Origin of the sequence: Streptomyces sp. SA15 (genome assembly GCF_002291145.1) — a bacterium.
Lineage (GTDB): Bacteria > Actinomycetota > Actinomycetes > Streptomycetales > Streptomycetaceae > Streptomyces.
Genome location: NZ_NTGE01000099.1, coordinates 1 through 14282, shown reverse-complemented (window position 1 = coordinate 14282; position 14282 = coordinate 1). Strand labels below are relative to the sequence as shown.

Annotated in this window: 9 protein-coding genes; 4 read left to right on the top strand and 5 right to left on the bottom strand. The window is 70.7% G+C overall.

Annotation, left to right across the window (positions count from 1 at the left end):
• Window positions 1–55: 55 nt before the first annotated feature.
• From nhaA to CLM62_RS20115, 3 genes are all read right to left on the bottom strand, one after another.
• Window positions 56–1492 (bottom strand): Na+/H+ antiporter NhaA, encoded by a 1437-nt coding sequence (nhaA, locus tag CLM62_RS20125; protein WP_095751288.1) that lies wholly within the window; start codon window positions 1490–1492, stop codon window positions 56–58.
• A 177-nt stretch (window positions 1493–1669) separates the two neighbouring features.
• A complete protein-coding gene (acs, locus tag CLM62_RS20120) occupies window positions 1670–3628 on the bottom strand; it encodes an acetate--CoA ligase (protein ID WP_095751287.1) in 1959 nt (652 codons plus the stop codon).
• Between the two features lie 333 nt (window positions 3629–3961).
• Window positions 3962–6349, bottom strand: a complete 2388-nt coding sequence (locus CLM62_RS20115) for a bifunctional SulP family inorganic anion transporter/carbonic anhydrase (RefSeq protein WP_095751286.1) — start codon at window positions 6347–6349, stop codon at window positions 3962–3964.
• 282 nt (window positions 6350–6631) lie between these two features.
• Between CLM62_RS20115 and CLM62_RS20110 the strand changes: the two genes are divergently transcribed.
• Window positions 6632–7906: a hypothetical protein gene (locus CLM62_RS20110; protein WP_095751285.1), complete on the top strand. Its 1275-nt coding sequence runs from the start codon at window positions 6632–6634 to the stop codon at window positions 7904–7906.
• A gap of 6 nt (window positions 7907–7912) precedes the next feature.
• Here the strand turns inward: CLM62_RS20110 and CLM62_RS20105 are convergent, their stop codons facing one another.
• Window positions 7913–8893 carry an ATP-binding protein gene (locus CLM62_RS20105; RefSeq protein ID WP_095751284.1) on the bottom strand — a complete coding sequence of 327 codons (981 nt, stop codon included), beginning with the start codon at window positions 8891–8893 and terminating at the stop codon, window positions 7913–7915.
• 101 nt (window positions 8894–8994) lie between these two features.
• Between CLM62_RS20105 and CLM62_RS20100 the strand changes: the two genes are divergently transcribed.
• Window positions 8995–9819: a Fic family protein gene (locus tag CLM62_RS20100; protein WP_095751283.1), complete on the top strand. Its 825-nt coding sequence runs from the start codon at window positions 8995–8997 to the stop codon at window positions 9817–9819.
• Window positions 9820–10189: 370 nt separating this feature from the next.
• On the opposite strand, the gene CLM62_RS20095 is transcribed toward CLM62_RS20100, so the two are convergent.
• The gene (locus tag CLM62_RS20095) at window positions 10190–11023 is read right to left on the bottom strand and encodes an HAD family phosphatase (protein WP_095751282.1); all 834 of its coding nucleotides are present in this window, start codon (window positions 11021–11023) and stop codon (window positions 10190–10192) included.
• Window positions 11024–11639: 616 nt separating this feature from the next.
• On the opposite strand from CLM62_RS20095, the gene ssd reads away from it, so the two are divergent.
• The gene (gene ssd, locus CLM62_RS20090) at window positions 11640–12752 is read left to right on the top strand and encodes a septum site-determining protein Ssd (RefSeq protein WP_095751281.1); all 1113 of its coding nucleotides are present in this window, start codon (window positions 11640–11642) and stop codon (window positions 12750–12752) included.
• A gap of 65 nt (window positions 12753–12817) precedes the next feature.
• Window positions 12818–14026, top strand: coding sequence for a TadA family conjugal transfer-associated ATPase (locus tag CLM62_RS20085; RefSeq protein ID WP_095751280.1), 1209 nt, complete (start codon window positions 12818–12820; stop codon window positions 14024–14026).
• Window positions 14027–14282 lie beyond the last annotated feature (256 nt).

Below are 14282 nucleotides of genomic sequence, written 5' to 3'. Positions count from 1 at the left end.
CTTTTCTGCTGTCGTGCCTGACTTAGGGACGATCCATTTGTACCGTCCCGTCAGATCATGCCGGACGGTCGTTCTCCTCGCCTGCCCCGCCCGTCACTTCGGCAAGCGCGCGTCGCTCGGCGGCCTTCACCTCGGCCAACCGGCGGTGCTCGGCGGCCTTGCGGTCGTAGATGTCGGCCATCCGCAGGTGGTACGCCGGGTCGTCCTCCTCGTAGATGTCCGGGATGCCGTCGAGGTCCTCGTCGCGCTCCTCGGCCTCGCACAGCCTGCGGTACTTGGCGTTCCGTATCTTCAGCAGGACGCTCGCGACGAGGGCCGCGATGAGCGAGCCCATCAGTACGGCGGCCTTGACCTCGTCCGTGAGGGCCGCGTCGCCCTCGAAGGCGAGCTCGCCGATGAGCAGCGACACGGTGAAGCCGATGCCGGCCAGCGTCGCCACCGCGAACACGTCCGCCCACTGGAGGTCGTCGCTGAGCGAGGCCCGGGTGAAGCGGGCCGTGAGCCACGTGCCGCCGAAGATGCCGAGCGCCTTGCCGACGACGAGACCGAGGACCACGCCGAGGGTCTCCGGCCTGGTGAACACGTGGCCGAGTGCGCCGCCGGAGATCGAGACACCCGCGCTGAACAGCGCGAACAGCGGCACGGCCAGGCCCGCCGACAGCGGTCGTACGAGGTGCTCGATGTGCTCGCCGGGGGAGTGCGCCTCGCCCTCGTGGCGGTGGCAGCGCAGCATCAGGCCCATGGCGACGCCCGCGATGGTGGCGTGGACGCCGCTGTTGTACATCAGCGCCCAGATGACGAGCGCGAGCGGGAGGTACACGTACCAGCCGCGTACGCCCTTCCTCAGCAGCAGCCAGAAGACCGCCAGGCCGGCTACCGCGCCGCCGAGCGCGGCGAAGTCGATCGTGTCGGTGAAGAAGACCGCGATGATCAGGATCGCGAACAGGTCGTCCACGACGGCGAGCGTCAGAAGGAAGGCGCGCAGCGCGCTCGGCAGGGACGTGCCGATGACGGCGAGCACCGCCAGCGCGAAGGCGATGTCGGTGGCGGTGGGGACGGCCCAGCCTTGGAGCGATCCGCCGCCGGTGACGTTGGTGAGGGTGTAGACGAGCGCCGGTACGGCCATCCCGCACAGGGCCGCGACCACCGGCAGTACGGCCGCCTTGGGGTCCTTGAGGTCACCAGCGACCAGCTCGCGCTTGAGCTCGATGCCGGCGACGAAGAAGAAGATCGCCAGGAGTCCGTCGGCGGCCCAGTGCGCGACCGACAGGTCCAGGCCCAGGGCATCGGGGCCGAGGTGGAAGTGGCTGACGCTGTCGTAGCTGTCGTGCAGCGCGGGTATGTTCGCCCAGATCAGCGCGGTGACCGCGGCGATCAGCAGCAGCACGCCGCCGACGGTCTCGGTGCGCAGCGCGTCCGCGACGAAGGTCCGCTCGGGGAGGGACAGACGTCCGAAGGCCTTGCGGGCGGGGGTGGGGCGGGGCGCGGACACGGCGGGGACCTCCGGTCGGTGGGCAGTATTGAGCACATGCCGACCAGACTTCCCGGCGCACCTGTTTGGTTAGCTTACCTAATATGCGCGAAGAGGAATCCGATGATCCTCACGTTAGGTGCGAAAGGGGCACCCGGCGTGCTGGTCACCGGGTGCCCCTCATGGCCGTACGTACTCTCAGTCCTCGCTCGGAGCCGCCGGCAGCTTCGCCTGGATGAGGTCCATCACGGTCGAGTCCGTCAGCGTCGTCACGTCACCGAGCTGGCGGTTCTCGGCGACGTCCCGCAGCAGCCGGCGCATGATCTTGCCGGAGCGGGTCTTCGGCAGCTCGGCCACCGGCAGGATCCGCTTGGGCTTGGCGATCGGGCCGAGGGTGGCGCCGACATGGTTGCGCAGGTCGCCCACCAGGGTCTCGGTCTCCGCCGCCGTGCCGCGCAGGATGACGAAGGCGACGATCGCCTGGCCCGTCGTCTCGTCCGCGGCGCCCACCACGGCCGCCTCGGCGACCGACGGGTGGGAGACGAGCGCCGACTCGACCTCGGTGGTGGAGATGTTGTGCCCGGACACGAGCATCACGTCGTCCACCCGGCCCAGCAGCCAGATGTCGCCGTCGTCGTCCTTCTTCGCGCCGTCGCCGGCGAAGTACTTGCCCTCGAAGCGCGACCAGTACGTGTCGAGGAACCGCTGGTCGTCGCCCCAGATGGTGCGCAGCATCGACGGCCACGGCTCGGTGAGGACCAGGTAGCCGCCACCGCCGTTGGGCACCTCGTTCGCCTCATCGTCGACGACGGTCGCGGAGATGCCGGGCAGCGGCGTCTGCGCGGACCCCGGCTTGGTGTGTGTCACGCCCGGCAGCGGCGAGATCATCATCGCGCCGGTCTCGGTCTGCCACCAGGTGTCGACGATGGGGGTCCTGTCCGCGCCGATGTGCTTGCGGTACCAGATCCACGCCTCGGGGTTGATCGGCTCACCCACCGACCCCAGCACGCGCAGGCTGCTGAGGTCGAATTTCGCGGGGATGTCGTCGCCCCACTTCATGAACGTACGGATGGCCGTGGGCGCGGTGTACAGGATGCTGACCTTGTACTTCTGCACGATCTCCCAGAACCGGCCCTGGTGCGGGGTGTCCGGCGTGCCCTCGTACATGACCTGGGTGGCGCCGTTCGCCAGCGGCCCGTAGACGATGTACGAGTGCCCGGTGACCCAGCCGACGTCGGCGGTGCACCAGTACACGTCGGTCTCCGGCTTGAGGTCGAAGACGGCGTGGTGGGTGTATGCGACCTGCGTGAGGTAGCCGCCGGAGGTATGCAGGATGCCCTTCGGCTTACCCGTCGTACCGGACGTGTACAGGATGAAGAGCGGGTGCTCGGCCTCGAACGCCTCGGGTGTGTGCTCGGCGGACTGCCGCTCGACGATCTCGTGCCACCACACGTCGCGGCTGTCGTTCCAGGCGACCTCCTGGCCGGTACGGCGGACCACGAGCACGTGCTCGACGTTGCCGGCGCGCTCGACCGCGTCGTCGACGGCCGGCTTGAGCGCGGACGGCTTGCCGCGCCGCCAGCCGCCGTCGGAGGTGATGACGACGCGCGCGTCGGCATCCTGGATGCGGGTCGCGAGAGCGTCCGCCGAGAAGCCGCCGAAGACGACGGAGTGCGCGGCGCCCACGCGGGCGCACGCGAGCATCGCGATCGCCGTCTCGGGGATCATCGGCATGTAGACGGCGACTCGGTCGCCCTTCTGAACTCCCAGCTCCAGCAGGGCGTTCGCGGCCTTGGAGACCTCGTCCTTGAGCTCGGCGTAGGTGATGGTGCGGCTGTCACCGGGCTCGCCCTCGAAGTGGATGGCGACACGGTCGCCGTGCCCCGCCTCCACATGCCGGTCCACGCAGTTGTACGCGACATTGAGCTCGCCGTCCTTGAACCACTTGGCGAACGGCGGGTTCGACCAGTCCAGCGTCTCGGTCGGTTCCTTGGCCCAGGTCAGTCGGCGGGCCTGCGCGGCCCAGAAGCCGAGCCTGTCAGCCTTGGCCTGTTCATACGCCTCCGCGATGACGTTGGCGTTCGCGGCCAGGTCGGCGGGGGGTGCGAACCTGCGCTCTTCACGCAGCAGGTTGGAGAGGGAAGAAGTCTCGCTCATCGTCCCATCTCCTCCCTCAAGTGGTTGGCCAGGCTTTCGTTGCTCACGACATCTGCCTTTCCCAGGGTGTCCGTTGTGTCCCAGGCCACAGCTCATCAGACCGGGGGTGCCGGTGACAAGGGCCGATCCAGAATTGGTTTAGACCTGTCCTGCGGCCTCGTCGTGCCGGTGCCTTCTGTCTCTTTCGGTCTTTCTCGGTCCGCCTCGGTCTGTATCGGTCTCTTTGGTTTCTACGGCCGGGGTCATCCGTACCCACGGACGCCGACCGGACGGAGTTCAGCGGCTGTAACGCCTTTCACACTCCGCCGGTCGGCGGGAGGGCGGCCACAGGGCTCAGGCCGACAGATCAGCCGCCCGCACGTGGTCGAACACCGCGTCCCCGTCCACCTCGGTGAGCAGGTACGCCTGCGCCTCACCCACGTGGAAGTACATCCCGTGCAGCTCCAGCGCCCCGTCCTTGAGGGCCCGGGCGACCGACTCGTGGGCGCGCAAGTGCTCCAACTGCTGGACCACGTTGGTCAGGGAGAGCTGCTCGACCGCGTCGGCGGGTGCCCGCCGGGTCAGCCGGGCCCACGGACGGCTGTCGTCGGCCATGCGCTCCAGGCTGGGCAGCCCGTGCCGCAGCCACCGCCTCAGCGGCGTCCGTGGGCTCCCGGGTTCGGAGCTGAGCAGCGCCTGCATGGCCCCGCACCCGGAGTGCCCGCACACCGTGATGGAACGCACCTCCAGCACATCCACCGCGTACTCGATCGCGGCCGCCACCGAGTCGTCTCCACTCTCCTCGCCGGGTGGCGGGACGAGGTTGCCCACGTTGCGCACCACGAAGAGGTCGCCGGGACCACTGGAGGTGATCATCGACGTGACGAGGCGGGAGTCGGCGCAGGTGAGGAAGAGCTGGGAGGGGCGCTGACCCTCGCGGGCCAGCCGGGCCAGCTCACCCCGCACGAGCGGTGCCGTGTGTCGCTGGAACGCTCTGATGCCACGCGCCAGTTGGTGTGAGCTCGTCTCACCGCCTCTCCTGGGCTCGCCCGGATGTTCGTCGCCAGCCGACAACGCGGACTGCGGGAGCTCGCACTGGTGGTTGCGCCAGGGCGTCCAGGGGCGGCAGCGGCAGCCGGCGCGTCCTGGTGCGAGGTCGGCGGTCGGCTCGCTGGTCCCGCTGCCGGCGAGGCTCTCGGGCTCGGCGATCCGGATCCCGGCGCGGCGGCCGGTCACCTCGACGGAGCCGCCCTGCGCGGTGTGCGTGTTCTGCCAGTCCTGCAGCGACTCGTACGCCGCGTGGTCCATGAACGAGCCGTCCAACTCCACGACGACGTGGGTACCTTGGGGTGCGAGATGCAGGGCCCGGCTGAGCCGCGGGACCGCGAGGAACGTCAACTGTCCTCGGACGTGTACGTAATGGACTCCTTCCTTCTCGTCGTGCGTGATGCGGGTGCGGGCGAGGCGGTGCAGGGAGAGGGCGACGGCCACGGCGATCCCCAGCGTCACGCCCTCCAGGACGCCGAAGAAGACCACGCCGAGTGTGGTGGCGGCGTAGACCAGCACTTCTCGGTGGCGGGTCACCGTGCGGATGTGGTGCAGGGACACCATCTGGATGCCGACGGCCATCACCAGGGCGGCGAGCGAGGCGAGCGGGATGAGCTCCAGGATCGGGACCATCAGCAGCGCGGCGATCACTACGAGAACGCCGTGCAGCATCGTGGAGTTCCGGCTGACGGCACCGGCTTGCACATTCGCCGCACTGCGTACGGCGACGCCCGCGACGGGGAGTCCGCCGAGCGAGCCGGAGACGATGTTGGCGGCGCCCTGTCCGAGCAGTTCGCGGTCCAGGTCGGAGCGTCGGACGCGGGCGGGCAGGCCGGGGCGGCCGGCCACCAGCTTGTCCACGGCGACCGCGCCGAGCAGCGACTGCACGCTGCACACCAGCGTGGTGGTCAGCACGGCGGCGACGAGGCCGAGCACCGGGCCCTCGGGAAGACCGGCCAGGGCGTGGCTGCTCCAGGTCGGCAGGTCGACCTTGGGCAGAGTCAGCCCGGCGAGCGAGGCGGCGGCGGTGGCCCCGGCGACGGCGACGAGCGCGGCCGGGACCTTGCGCAGCAGGCGCCCGACCCGGCCGGGAAGCCGCGGCCAGAGCAGCAGCAGGGCCAGGGTCAGCACGCTCACCGAGACCGCGGCCGGGTGCAGGTCGGCCAACTGGGCGGGCAGAGCGCGGAGGTTGTCGGGGACGGAGCTCTGCGGGGTGCCGCCGAGGACGATGTGCAGCTGGGCGACGGCGATGGTGACGCCGATGCCCGCGAGCATGCCGTGCACGACGGCCGGGCTGACGGCGAGGGCGGAGCGGGCCACGCGCAGGCAGCCGAGGCCGAGTTGGGTGAGACCGGCCAGGACGGTGATGGCGCAGGTCGTCCGCCAGCCGTAGCGGTGGATGAGGTCGGCGGTGACGACCGTGAGCCCGGCGGCGGGGCCGCTGACCTGGAGCGGGGAGCCGCCGAGCCGGCCGGCGACGAGGCCTCCGACGGCGGCGGCGACGAGTCCGGCCTGGAGGGGCGCGCCGGTGGCGAGGGCGATGCCGAGGGACAGGGGAAGGGCGATCAGGAAGACCGCGATCGAGGCCGACACGTCGGCGCCCGCGATGCGGAAGCGGCGGGGCCGGGTCGGCGGCGGGCTGTGGGGCTGGTGGATGCGGAGAGGTTCATCGCGTGTGGGGACGCAGGCTGACATGTTCCCGTCTCCTCCGGGGCGGCGCGGTCGCGGGTGGCGGCCGTGGGTCACGGCGTACAGCGGCGGGATGGATCAACTCTAGGTAAACGAATCGTAATGCAGAGTAAAGGCTGAGCATGGATTTTCCCGGCAAATGGGTCAATCAATCACTCCGATGAGTGAACTGAACTTTTGATCGGCTTGTCGTACTAATTCCTTCTTTTGCTCTATGCGACCTTGGCGGCGCGTCACCAGAAGACGCCACCGGCGTCGGCCCGAGAGAAGGAAGAAGGTGAGCGGGATATGGCCGCCACCCAGAGGATCACCGTGGGCGCCATGGTCGCCGTGGCCTGTGCCGCGTCGCTCGCCGGTTGCGCGATCGGTGCCGACGGCTCCGGGGAAGGTGCGCCCGGCCCGCAGAAGGCCGAGCCGGCCCAGGCGCCGCCCAAGAGCCCGATCCGGCTCATCGGCGACGGCTCCACCGCGTACACCGGAGCGCAGCCGCACCTGCCCAGACCCGAACGCCTCGAGCCCGGCCGGCGGCCCCCGCAGTTCGTGGTGTTCTCCTGGGACGGCGCCGGTGAGGACGGCCAGAAGCTGTTCTCGCACTTCCGCAAGGTCGCCAGAGCGAACAACGCGACGATGACGTACTTCCTGAGCGGCGTGTACCTGCTGCCGGAGGACAAGCGCGACATCTACCGGCCGCCGCAGCACTCACCGGGCCGCTCGGACATCGGCTTCAACGACGAGCAGGGCATCGCCGACACCGTGAAGCAGCTGCGCCTGGCCTGGCTGGAGGGCAACGAGATCGGCACCCACTTCAACGGCCACTTCTGCGGCAGCGGCGGCGGGGTCGGCGAGTGGTCGGTGAAGGAGTGGAAGAGCGAGATCGCCCAGGCGAAGTACTTCGTGAAGTTCTGGAAGACCCACACTGGCCTCAAGGAGGCCGCCCCCCTGCCCTTCGACTACGACAAGGAGCTCATCGGCGCCCGCACCCCCTGCCTGGAGGGCCGGAAGAACTTCATGAAGGCCGCCCGCCAACTCGGCTTCCGCTACGACACCAGCGGGGTCAACAACCAGGTCTGGCCGAAGAAGAGAAATGGCCTGTGGGATCTGTCGATGCAGCTCGTGCCCTTCCCCGGGCACTCCTACGAGCAGCTCACCATGGACTACAACTTCATGATCAACCAGTCGGGCACCAAGACCCAGGGCGACCGCGCCAAGCACGACTTCTGGGGCGACCAGATGCGCGACGGCCTGCTCATGGGCTTCCATCGCGCCTACTACGGCAACCGCGCGCCCCTGATCATCGGCAACCACTTCGAGTCCTGGAACGGCGGCACCTACATGCGGGCCGTCGAAGAGGTCATCGAGACGGTGTGCACCAAACCCGAGGTGCGCTGCGTGTCCTTCCGGCAACTCGCCGACTGGCTGGACGCCCAGGACCCCAGGACCCTGCACAAGCTGCGTGCCCTGAACGTCGGCGAGGCCCCGCAAGAGGGCTGGGCGTCCTTCCTGTCGGGCCGCCCCGCCCCCGCCCCGAAGGGCGTACCCGGGGCGCCGGCGGCCCGGCCGTAGCCACGCTCACACGGCGGCGGTGACCCCTTCGCCGAGCACGAAGGAGGGGTCGACCTGCGCCGCCAGGTCGGCCCCGGTGCGCTCGTTGCCCCAGGTCTGGGCGTTCTTCAGGTGGAAGTGCACCATCTGGCGCGTGTAGTGCTCCCAGTCACGCAGTTCGTACGTCGCGTCGGCGGCCGTCCGCAACCGGCGCAGGGCCCGGTGGTTGGCGTCCTCCAGGAACTCGAACCGGGGCGGCCGGCCCTTCTCCAGTGCGCGCACCCAGTCCGAGTGTCCCACCGTCACGAGCAGGTCGTCCCCGACTTCGGCGCGGAGGAAGTCGAGGTCGTCCTGGCCGTGCACCTTGTTGCCGACGACCTTCAGGGTGACGCCGTAGTCACTGGCGTACTCCTTGTACTGGCGATAGACGGAGACCCCCCTCCTGGTCGGCTCGGCGACGAGGAACGTGATGTCGAAGCGGGTGAACATGCCGGAGGCGAAGGAGTCCGAGCCCGCCGTCATGTCGACCACGACGTACTCCTCGGGGCCGTCCACCAGGTGGTTCAGGCACAGCTCCACCGCCCCCGTCTTGGAGTGGTAGCAGGCGACCCCAAGGTCGGCGTCGGTGAAGGGGCCGGTGACCATCAAACGGACGGCGCCACCGTCGAGTTCCACTGGCCGGGCGCACGCGTCGTACACCGGATTGTCCTCGCACACCCGCAGCAGCCGGGAGCCCTCGCCGGGCGGGGTCGTCTTGATCATCGTCTCGGCGGAGGCGATGCGCGGGTTGGAGCCGCGCAGGTAGTCCTTGATCAGCGCCAGCCGCTCGCCCATCGCGGGCAGCGCGGCGGCGTCCGCCTCGTCCAGGCCGAGGGCCGGGCCCAGGTGCTGGTTGATGTCGGCGTCGATGGCGACGACCGGCGCGCCGGCGGCCGCGAGGTGACGGATGAACAGGGAGGACAGGGTGGTCTTGCCGCTGCCGCCCTTCCCGACGAAAGCAATTTTCATGTTCACCAAGGGTAGTGGCGACGTAGCCGTGGGTGGCAGGCGTGGGTGAAGAAGACCACTCCTTCGTGGGGTGCGTGCCCGGGCTGCGTAGGGTCGTACTTATGAGTACGACAGGCGCGACCGCCGATCCGCTCGCGGCCCTGGGCTCGCTGCCCGGTGTGCCCGATTCCGTGGAGTCCGTGCGCAAGGCCGTGGACCGGGTCTATGGGCACCGGGTCATGCGGCGCCGCAGCAACGAGATCACGTCCGAGGCGGCCCTGCGCGGTGCCCGCGGCTCGGCGGCGCTGTCCGGCGCGGACTGGGCCCTGGAGGAGGTGCGGCGGCGCAGCGACTTCAGCGGCGACGACGAGGCGCGGGTCATGGGGGCCTCCCTGCGGCTGACGGCCGAGGCGGGCCAGCTGCTGTCCATCTGGCGGCAGTCGCCGCTGCGTGTGCTGGCCCGGCTGCACCTGGTGGCGGCCGCGACCAAGGGCGACGAGGTCGGGCGTCCGCGCCGGGCGGGGGAGCCGGTCGACGAGCCGCTGGTCGAGCTGCCGTTGCCGAGCGCGGACGAGGTCTCCGGCCGGCTGGACGGGTTTGCCGAGCTGATCATCGCGGGAAGTTCGGCGCCCGCGCTGGTCACGGCCGCCGTCGTGCACGGCGAGCTCCTCGCGCTGCGCCCTTTCGCCTCCCACAACGGCCTGGTCGCGCGCGCGGCCGAGCGCGTCGTCCTGGTCGGCAGCGGTCTGGACCCGAAGTCCGTCTGCCCGGCGGAGGTCGGCCACGCCGAACTGGGCCGCGCGGCTTACCTGGCGGCGCTCGAAGGCTACGTCTCCGGTACTCCGGAGGGCATGGCCGCCTGGATCGCCCACTGCGGCCGGGCGGTCGAGCTGGGGGCGCGCGAGTCGACAGCGGTGTGCGAGGCGCTGCAGCGCGGGGCGGCGTAGAGAGCCGCCGAAAAGGGTTGCGGCGGTACGAGAATTCGTACCGCCGCTGGCATGTCCACCGGGTTACCAAGCGTCCTCGATATGTTGCCCATCAGGTCGGGAACTTCGCCCGTCCCTGGTGCGGCTGGCCCGTAATCGACGGGTCGACGTCGCGTGGGTGCTCGGTGTTCATGCTTCGGTCCGTGGGGCCATTCTGCGGTTTAAAGGTGATCCTTTCGGACGTCCTTGGTCTCGCGGGCCGTTAACTTCTTTGTACTCCGGAACTGGAGCAAGCGGAAGCCCTGGCTGCACTTCTTTACTTTTGGTTCAAAAGGGTGTTAAACGGGTGTGGATATGTCGAACATGCCCCAGGATCCGGTGAACTGCCCGATCAGAGCGCCGTCGTCCGACGCCGACTCGCGTACCAGACCACGCCCGCGGTGGCCGCCGCGGCGCCTATCGCCGCCATCGCGACGAGCGCCGGACGGGGCGGTACGGAGAACCTGGGGAACCGCTGCTTGAGCCGGACCGGCCGGTGGAAATCGAGAATCGGCCACCCGCGCGCGAGTGCCTCGCGGCGCAGCGCGCGGTCCGGATTCACCGCATGGGGATGGCCGACGGACTCCAGCATCGGCAGGTCGGTCGCCGAGTCGCTGTAGGCGTAGCAGCGCTCGAGGTCGTATCCCTCGGACGCGGCCAGCTCCTTGATCGCCTCGGCCTTCGTCGGGCCGTAGGCGTAGTACTCCACCTCTCCGGTGAAGCAGCCGTCGTCGCCCACGACCATGCGGGTGGCCACCACGCGGTCCGCGCCGAGCAGCTCGCCGATCGGCTCGACCACCTCGGCGCCGGACGTGGACACGATCACGACGTCCCGTCCGGCCGTGTGGTGTTCCTCGATGAGGGAGGCGGCCTCGTCGTAGATGATCGGGTCGATGAGGTCGTGGAGCGTCTCGGCGACGATCTCCTTGACCTGCTGGACGTTCCAGCCGCGCACGAGCGCGGACAGGTACTCGCGCGTGCGCTCCATCTGGTCGTGGTCCATGCCGCCGACGAGGAAGACGAACTGGGCATATGCGGTACGCAAGGCGGCCCGGCGGTTGATCAGGCCGCCTTGGTAGAAGGACTTGCCGAAGGTGAGGGTGCTCGACTTCGCAATGACCGTCTTGTCCAGGTCAAAGAAGGCGGCTGTGCGGGGCATCGAGTGGTTTTCCACGCCCTTGAGCATAGGCGCAGCCCATTCGGCGTAAGGTGGGCGCGTGGGTTTGCCTGAGAGGCCTCTCGGGTACACCATGGAAGTCACGGATCGTTCGCGACCGTGCTAACCCGGTCCGACTCCTCCCCCCCGAGTCGGCCGTGGAGACGACCCCCGCTCTCCCCCCCGGCGGGGGTCGTCGCATGTCCGGGTGGGTTTCTCCCCTTCTGTACTTCTGTACGCGGCCCCGGGGCCGCGCCGAGGCGGCCGTGGCCGCCTCTTCGGCATGCCCATGATCCGTCACTGTGGGTAGCCGATGCGCTGCTCTGTGGAAGTCGCACACGGGGTGGCACAGGGGTCACCGGTATGAGTGACGGCGATATTCACAACCGCCGAGTTGTCCACAGTTATCGACCAAGATCCACACGATTTCCGGGATCGCTGCACCGTGATTCCGACGCGTCCCGCTCGGGCCGAGTTCCTCGCTGGTTCCGGTTAGCCGGGCGCGTTTGGCCGGTTCGTATCGGCCGTTCATATGGAGGCCGGTTGCCGGTTCTTCACACGTTTGGGAATCGCGGGGCCGCGAGGGCTCCGCGGGAGAGACGCATCGCGGGGGCCTCGAGGGCCGCGCGAGGCGGAGCGAAGGGGGATGGAGACCGTGACCGGAGCCGTCACACACGAGCCACCACCCACCGCCGGAGGGCGGCAGGGCAGGCCGTTGATCGTCACGGAGGACGCCGAACTGCTCGACGATCTGCTGCGCCTGTGCGCGGCGGCCGGCGCCACACCCGAGGTCCACCACGGGGTGCCGGAGCACAGGGGCAGCTGGGAGGCCGCACCGCTCGTCCTGGTCGGGGACGACGCCGCCCGACGGGTGCGCGGGGCCGCGCGCCGACGTGGAGTGGTGCTGATCGGCCGCGTCCAGGACGACTCCGGGGTCTGGCAGCGGGCCGTCGAGATCGGCGCCGACCACGTCCTGATGCTGCCCGACGGCGAGCAGTGGCTGGTCGACCGCATCGCCGACGTCGCCGAGGGCGTCGGCCGCCCCGCCCTCACCGTCGGCGTCATCGGCGGTCGCGGCGGCGCCGGGGCGTCCACGCTCGCGTGCGCCCTCGCCGTCACCTCCGCGCGTGAGGGACTGCGCACCCTGCTCGTGGACGCCGATCCGCTGGGCGGCGGACTCGACGTACTCCTCGGGGGCGAGAGTGCCGATGGGCTGCGCTGGCCCGCGTTCGCGGCCTCACGCGGGCGGGTCGGCGGCGGCGCACTGGAGGAATCCCTGCCGCGTCTGCACTCGCTGCGGGTGCTCAGCTGGGACCGCGGCGACTGCGTCGCCGTCCCGCCCCAGGCCGTACGGGCGGTGCTCGCCGCTGCCCGACGCCGTGGCGGCACGGTCGTCGTCGACCTGCCCCGGCGCATCGACGACGGCGTCGCCGAGGTCCTCGCCCAGCTCGACGTGGGGCTGCTGGTGGTCCCCGCCGAACTGCGCGCCGTCGCCGCGGCCGGCCGGGTGGCCTCCGCTGTCGGCATGGTCCTGCGCGACCTACGGGCGGCGGTACGAGGCCCGTACGCACCCGGACTCGACGACCGCGAGGTGGCCCGGCTGCTCGGGCTGCCCCTGGCCGGTGAGGTCCCGGTGGAGTCCGCGCTGCTGCGCCCACAGGGGAGCAAGGCGCCTCCTGGAGCGGCTGGACGCGGACCGCTCGCGCGTTTCTGCAAGGAGTTCTGGGAGCGGGCGTTGCTGGAGGCGGGTGCGGCGTGAGCGCGTTTTCCGGACTCGAGCGGGGGAGCCCTGGCCCGGCGGCCGCCCTGGCGGGCGGTGCGGAGATGTCGCCGGGGCTGCTGGACGGCGTACGGCGGTGGCTGGCCGAGAGCGGGGGTGAACCCACTCCCGCGCGCGTGGCGCAGGCCTTGCGGGAGCAGGGGCGGGTGCTCGGGGACGCGGAAGTCCTCGGTGCCGCCGAGCAGTTGCGGTCCGAACTGGTCGGCAGCGGGCCGCTGGAGCCGCTGCTCGCCGATCCGTCGGTGACCGACGTGCTGGTGTCGGCGCAGGACCGGGTCTGGGTGGACCGGGGCGGCGGCCTGGAGCTGACCGCCGTCTCCTTCCCGGACGCGGCAGCCGTACGACGCCTCGCGCAGCGCCTGGCGGCGGTGGCCGGACGCCGACTGGACGACGCCCGGCCCTGGGTCGACGCCCGGCTTCCCGACGGAACCCGGCTGCACGCGGTGCTGCCCCCGGTCGCCGTCGGCTGCACCTGCCTGTCGCTGCGAGTGGTACGGCCGCGCGCCTTCACCCTCGACGAACTGGTGGCGGCGGGCACGGTGCCGCCGGGCGGGGACCGCGTGCTGCGGGCGCTGCTCAGGGCGCGGCTGTCCTTCCTCATCAGCGGGGGGACGGGCACCGGCAAGACAACACTGCTGAGCGCCCTGCTGGGTCTGGTCGGGCCGGACGAGCGGATCGTGCTCGCCGAGGACTCCGCCGAACTGAGGCCGGACCATCCGCACGTCGTACGGCTGGAGAGCAGACCCGCCAACCAGGAGGGCGCCGGACTCGTCACGCTCCAGGACCTGGTGCGCCAGGCGCTGCGGATGCGGCCGGACCGGCTCGTGGTGGGCGAGGTGCGCGGGCCCGAAGTGGTCCATCTGCTGGCCGCGTTGAACACCGGCCACGAAGGCGGCTGCGGAACCGTGCACGCGAACGCCGCGGGCGATGTGCCGGCCCGGCTGGAGGCGCTCGGTACGGCGGCCGGGCTGGACCGGGCCGCCCTGCACAGCCAGTTGGCGGCGGCGCTGTCGGTCGTACTGCATCTCGTGCGCGATCGGGCCGGGCAGCGGCGGATCGCCGAGGTGCATGTGCTGGAACGGGATTCCACGGGGCTGGTGCGGACGGTGCCGGCGCTGCGGTGGGGCGCGGAGGCGTTCGCGTACGAGCGGGGGTGGGAGCGGCTGCGGGGGCTGATTCAGGGGGCGGTGCGAGAAGGCTGGAGTGGAGACGGGGATGGGCGAGGACGGAGGAGCGGTGACCGGGGTGAGTGAGATGTCGATGGGCGCTGCTGTGCTGTGCGTGGGGGCGGCCGTGTGGTTGCTGGGCGGGCGGCACTCAGGGGCGCGGAGGGCGCAATTGCTGCTCGCCGGCGGCGCAGTGGTGGGGGCCGGGCCGCCCGCGTGGCGGCAACTGGTCGGCGAACTGCGGCGGATGTGCGGGGGGGTGCGCGGAGTGGTGGGGGGGGGGGGGTGGGGGGGGGGGGGGGGGGGGGGGGGGGGGGGGGGGGGGGGGGGGGGGGGGGGGGTG

What these genes read in the sequence shown, in the direction of transcription:
- CLM62_RS20085 (WP_095751280.1), top strand. Translation starts at nt 12,818, where the DNA reads ATGTCGCCGGGGCTGCTGGACGGCGTACGGCGGTGGCTGGCCGAGAGC.
- CLM62_RS20110 (WP_095751285.1), top strand. Translation starts at nt 6,632, where the DNA reads ATGGCCGCCACCCAGAGGATCACCGTGGGCGCCATGGTCGCCGTGGCC.
- CLM62_RS20105 (WP_095751284.1), bottom strand. Translation starts at nt 8,893, where the DNA reads ATGAAAATTGCTTTCGTCGGGAAGGGCGGCAGCGGCAAGACCACCCTG.
- ssd (WP_095751281.1), top strand. Translation starts at nt 11,640, where the DNA reads ATGGAGACCGTGACCGGAGCCGTCACACACGAGCCACCACCCACCGCC.
- acs (WP_095751287.1), bottom strand. Translation starts at nt 3,628, where the DNA reads ATGAGCGAGACTTCTTCCCTCTCCAACCTGCTGCGTGAAGAGCGCAGG.
- CLM62_RS20100 (WP_095751283.1), top strand. Translation starts at nt 8,995, where the DNA reads ATGAGTACGACAGGCGCGACCGCCGATCCGCTCGCGGCCCTGGGCTCG.
- CLM62_RS20115 (WP_095751286.1), bottom strand. Translation starts at nt 6,349, where the DNA reads ATGTCAGCCTGCGTCCCCACACGCGATGAACCTCTCCGCATCCACCAG.
- CLM62_RS20095 (WP_095751282.1), bottom strand. Translation starts at nt 11,023, where the DNA reads ATGCTCAAGGGCGTGGAAAACCACTCGATGCCCCGCACAGCCGCCTTC.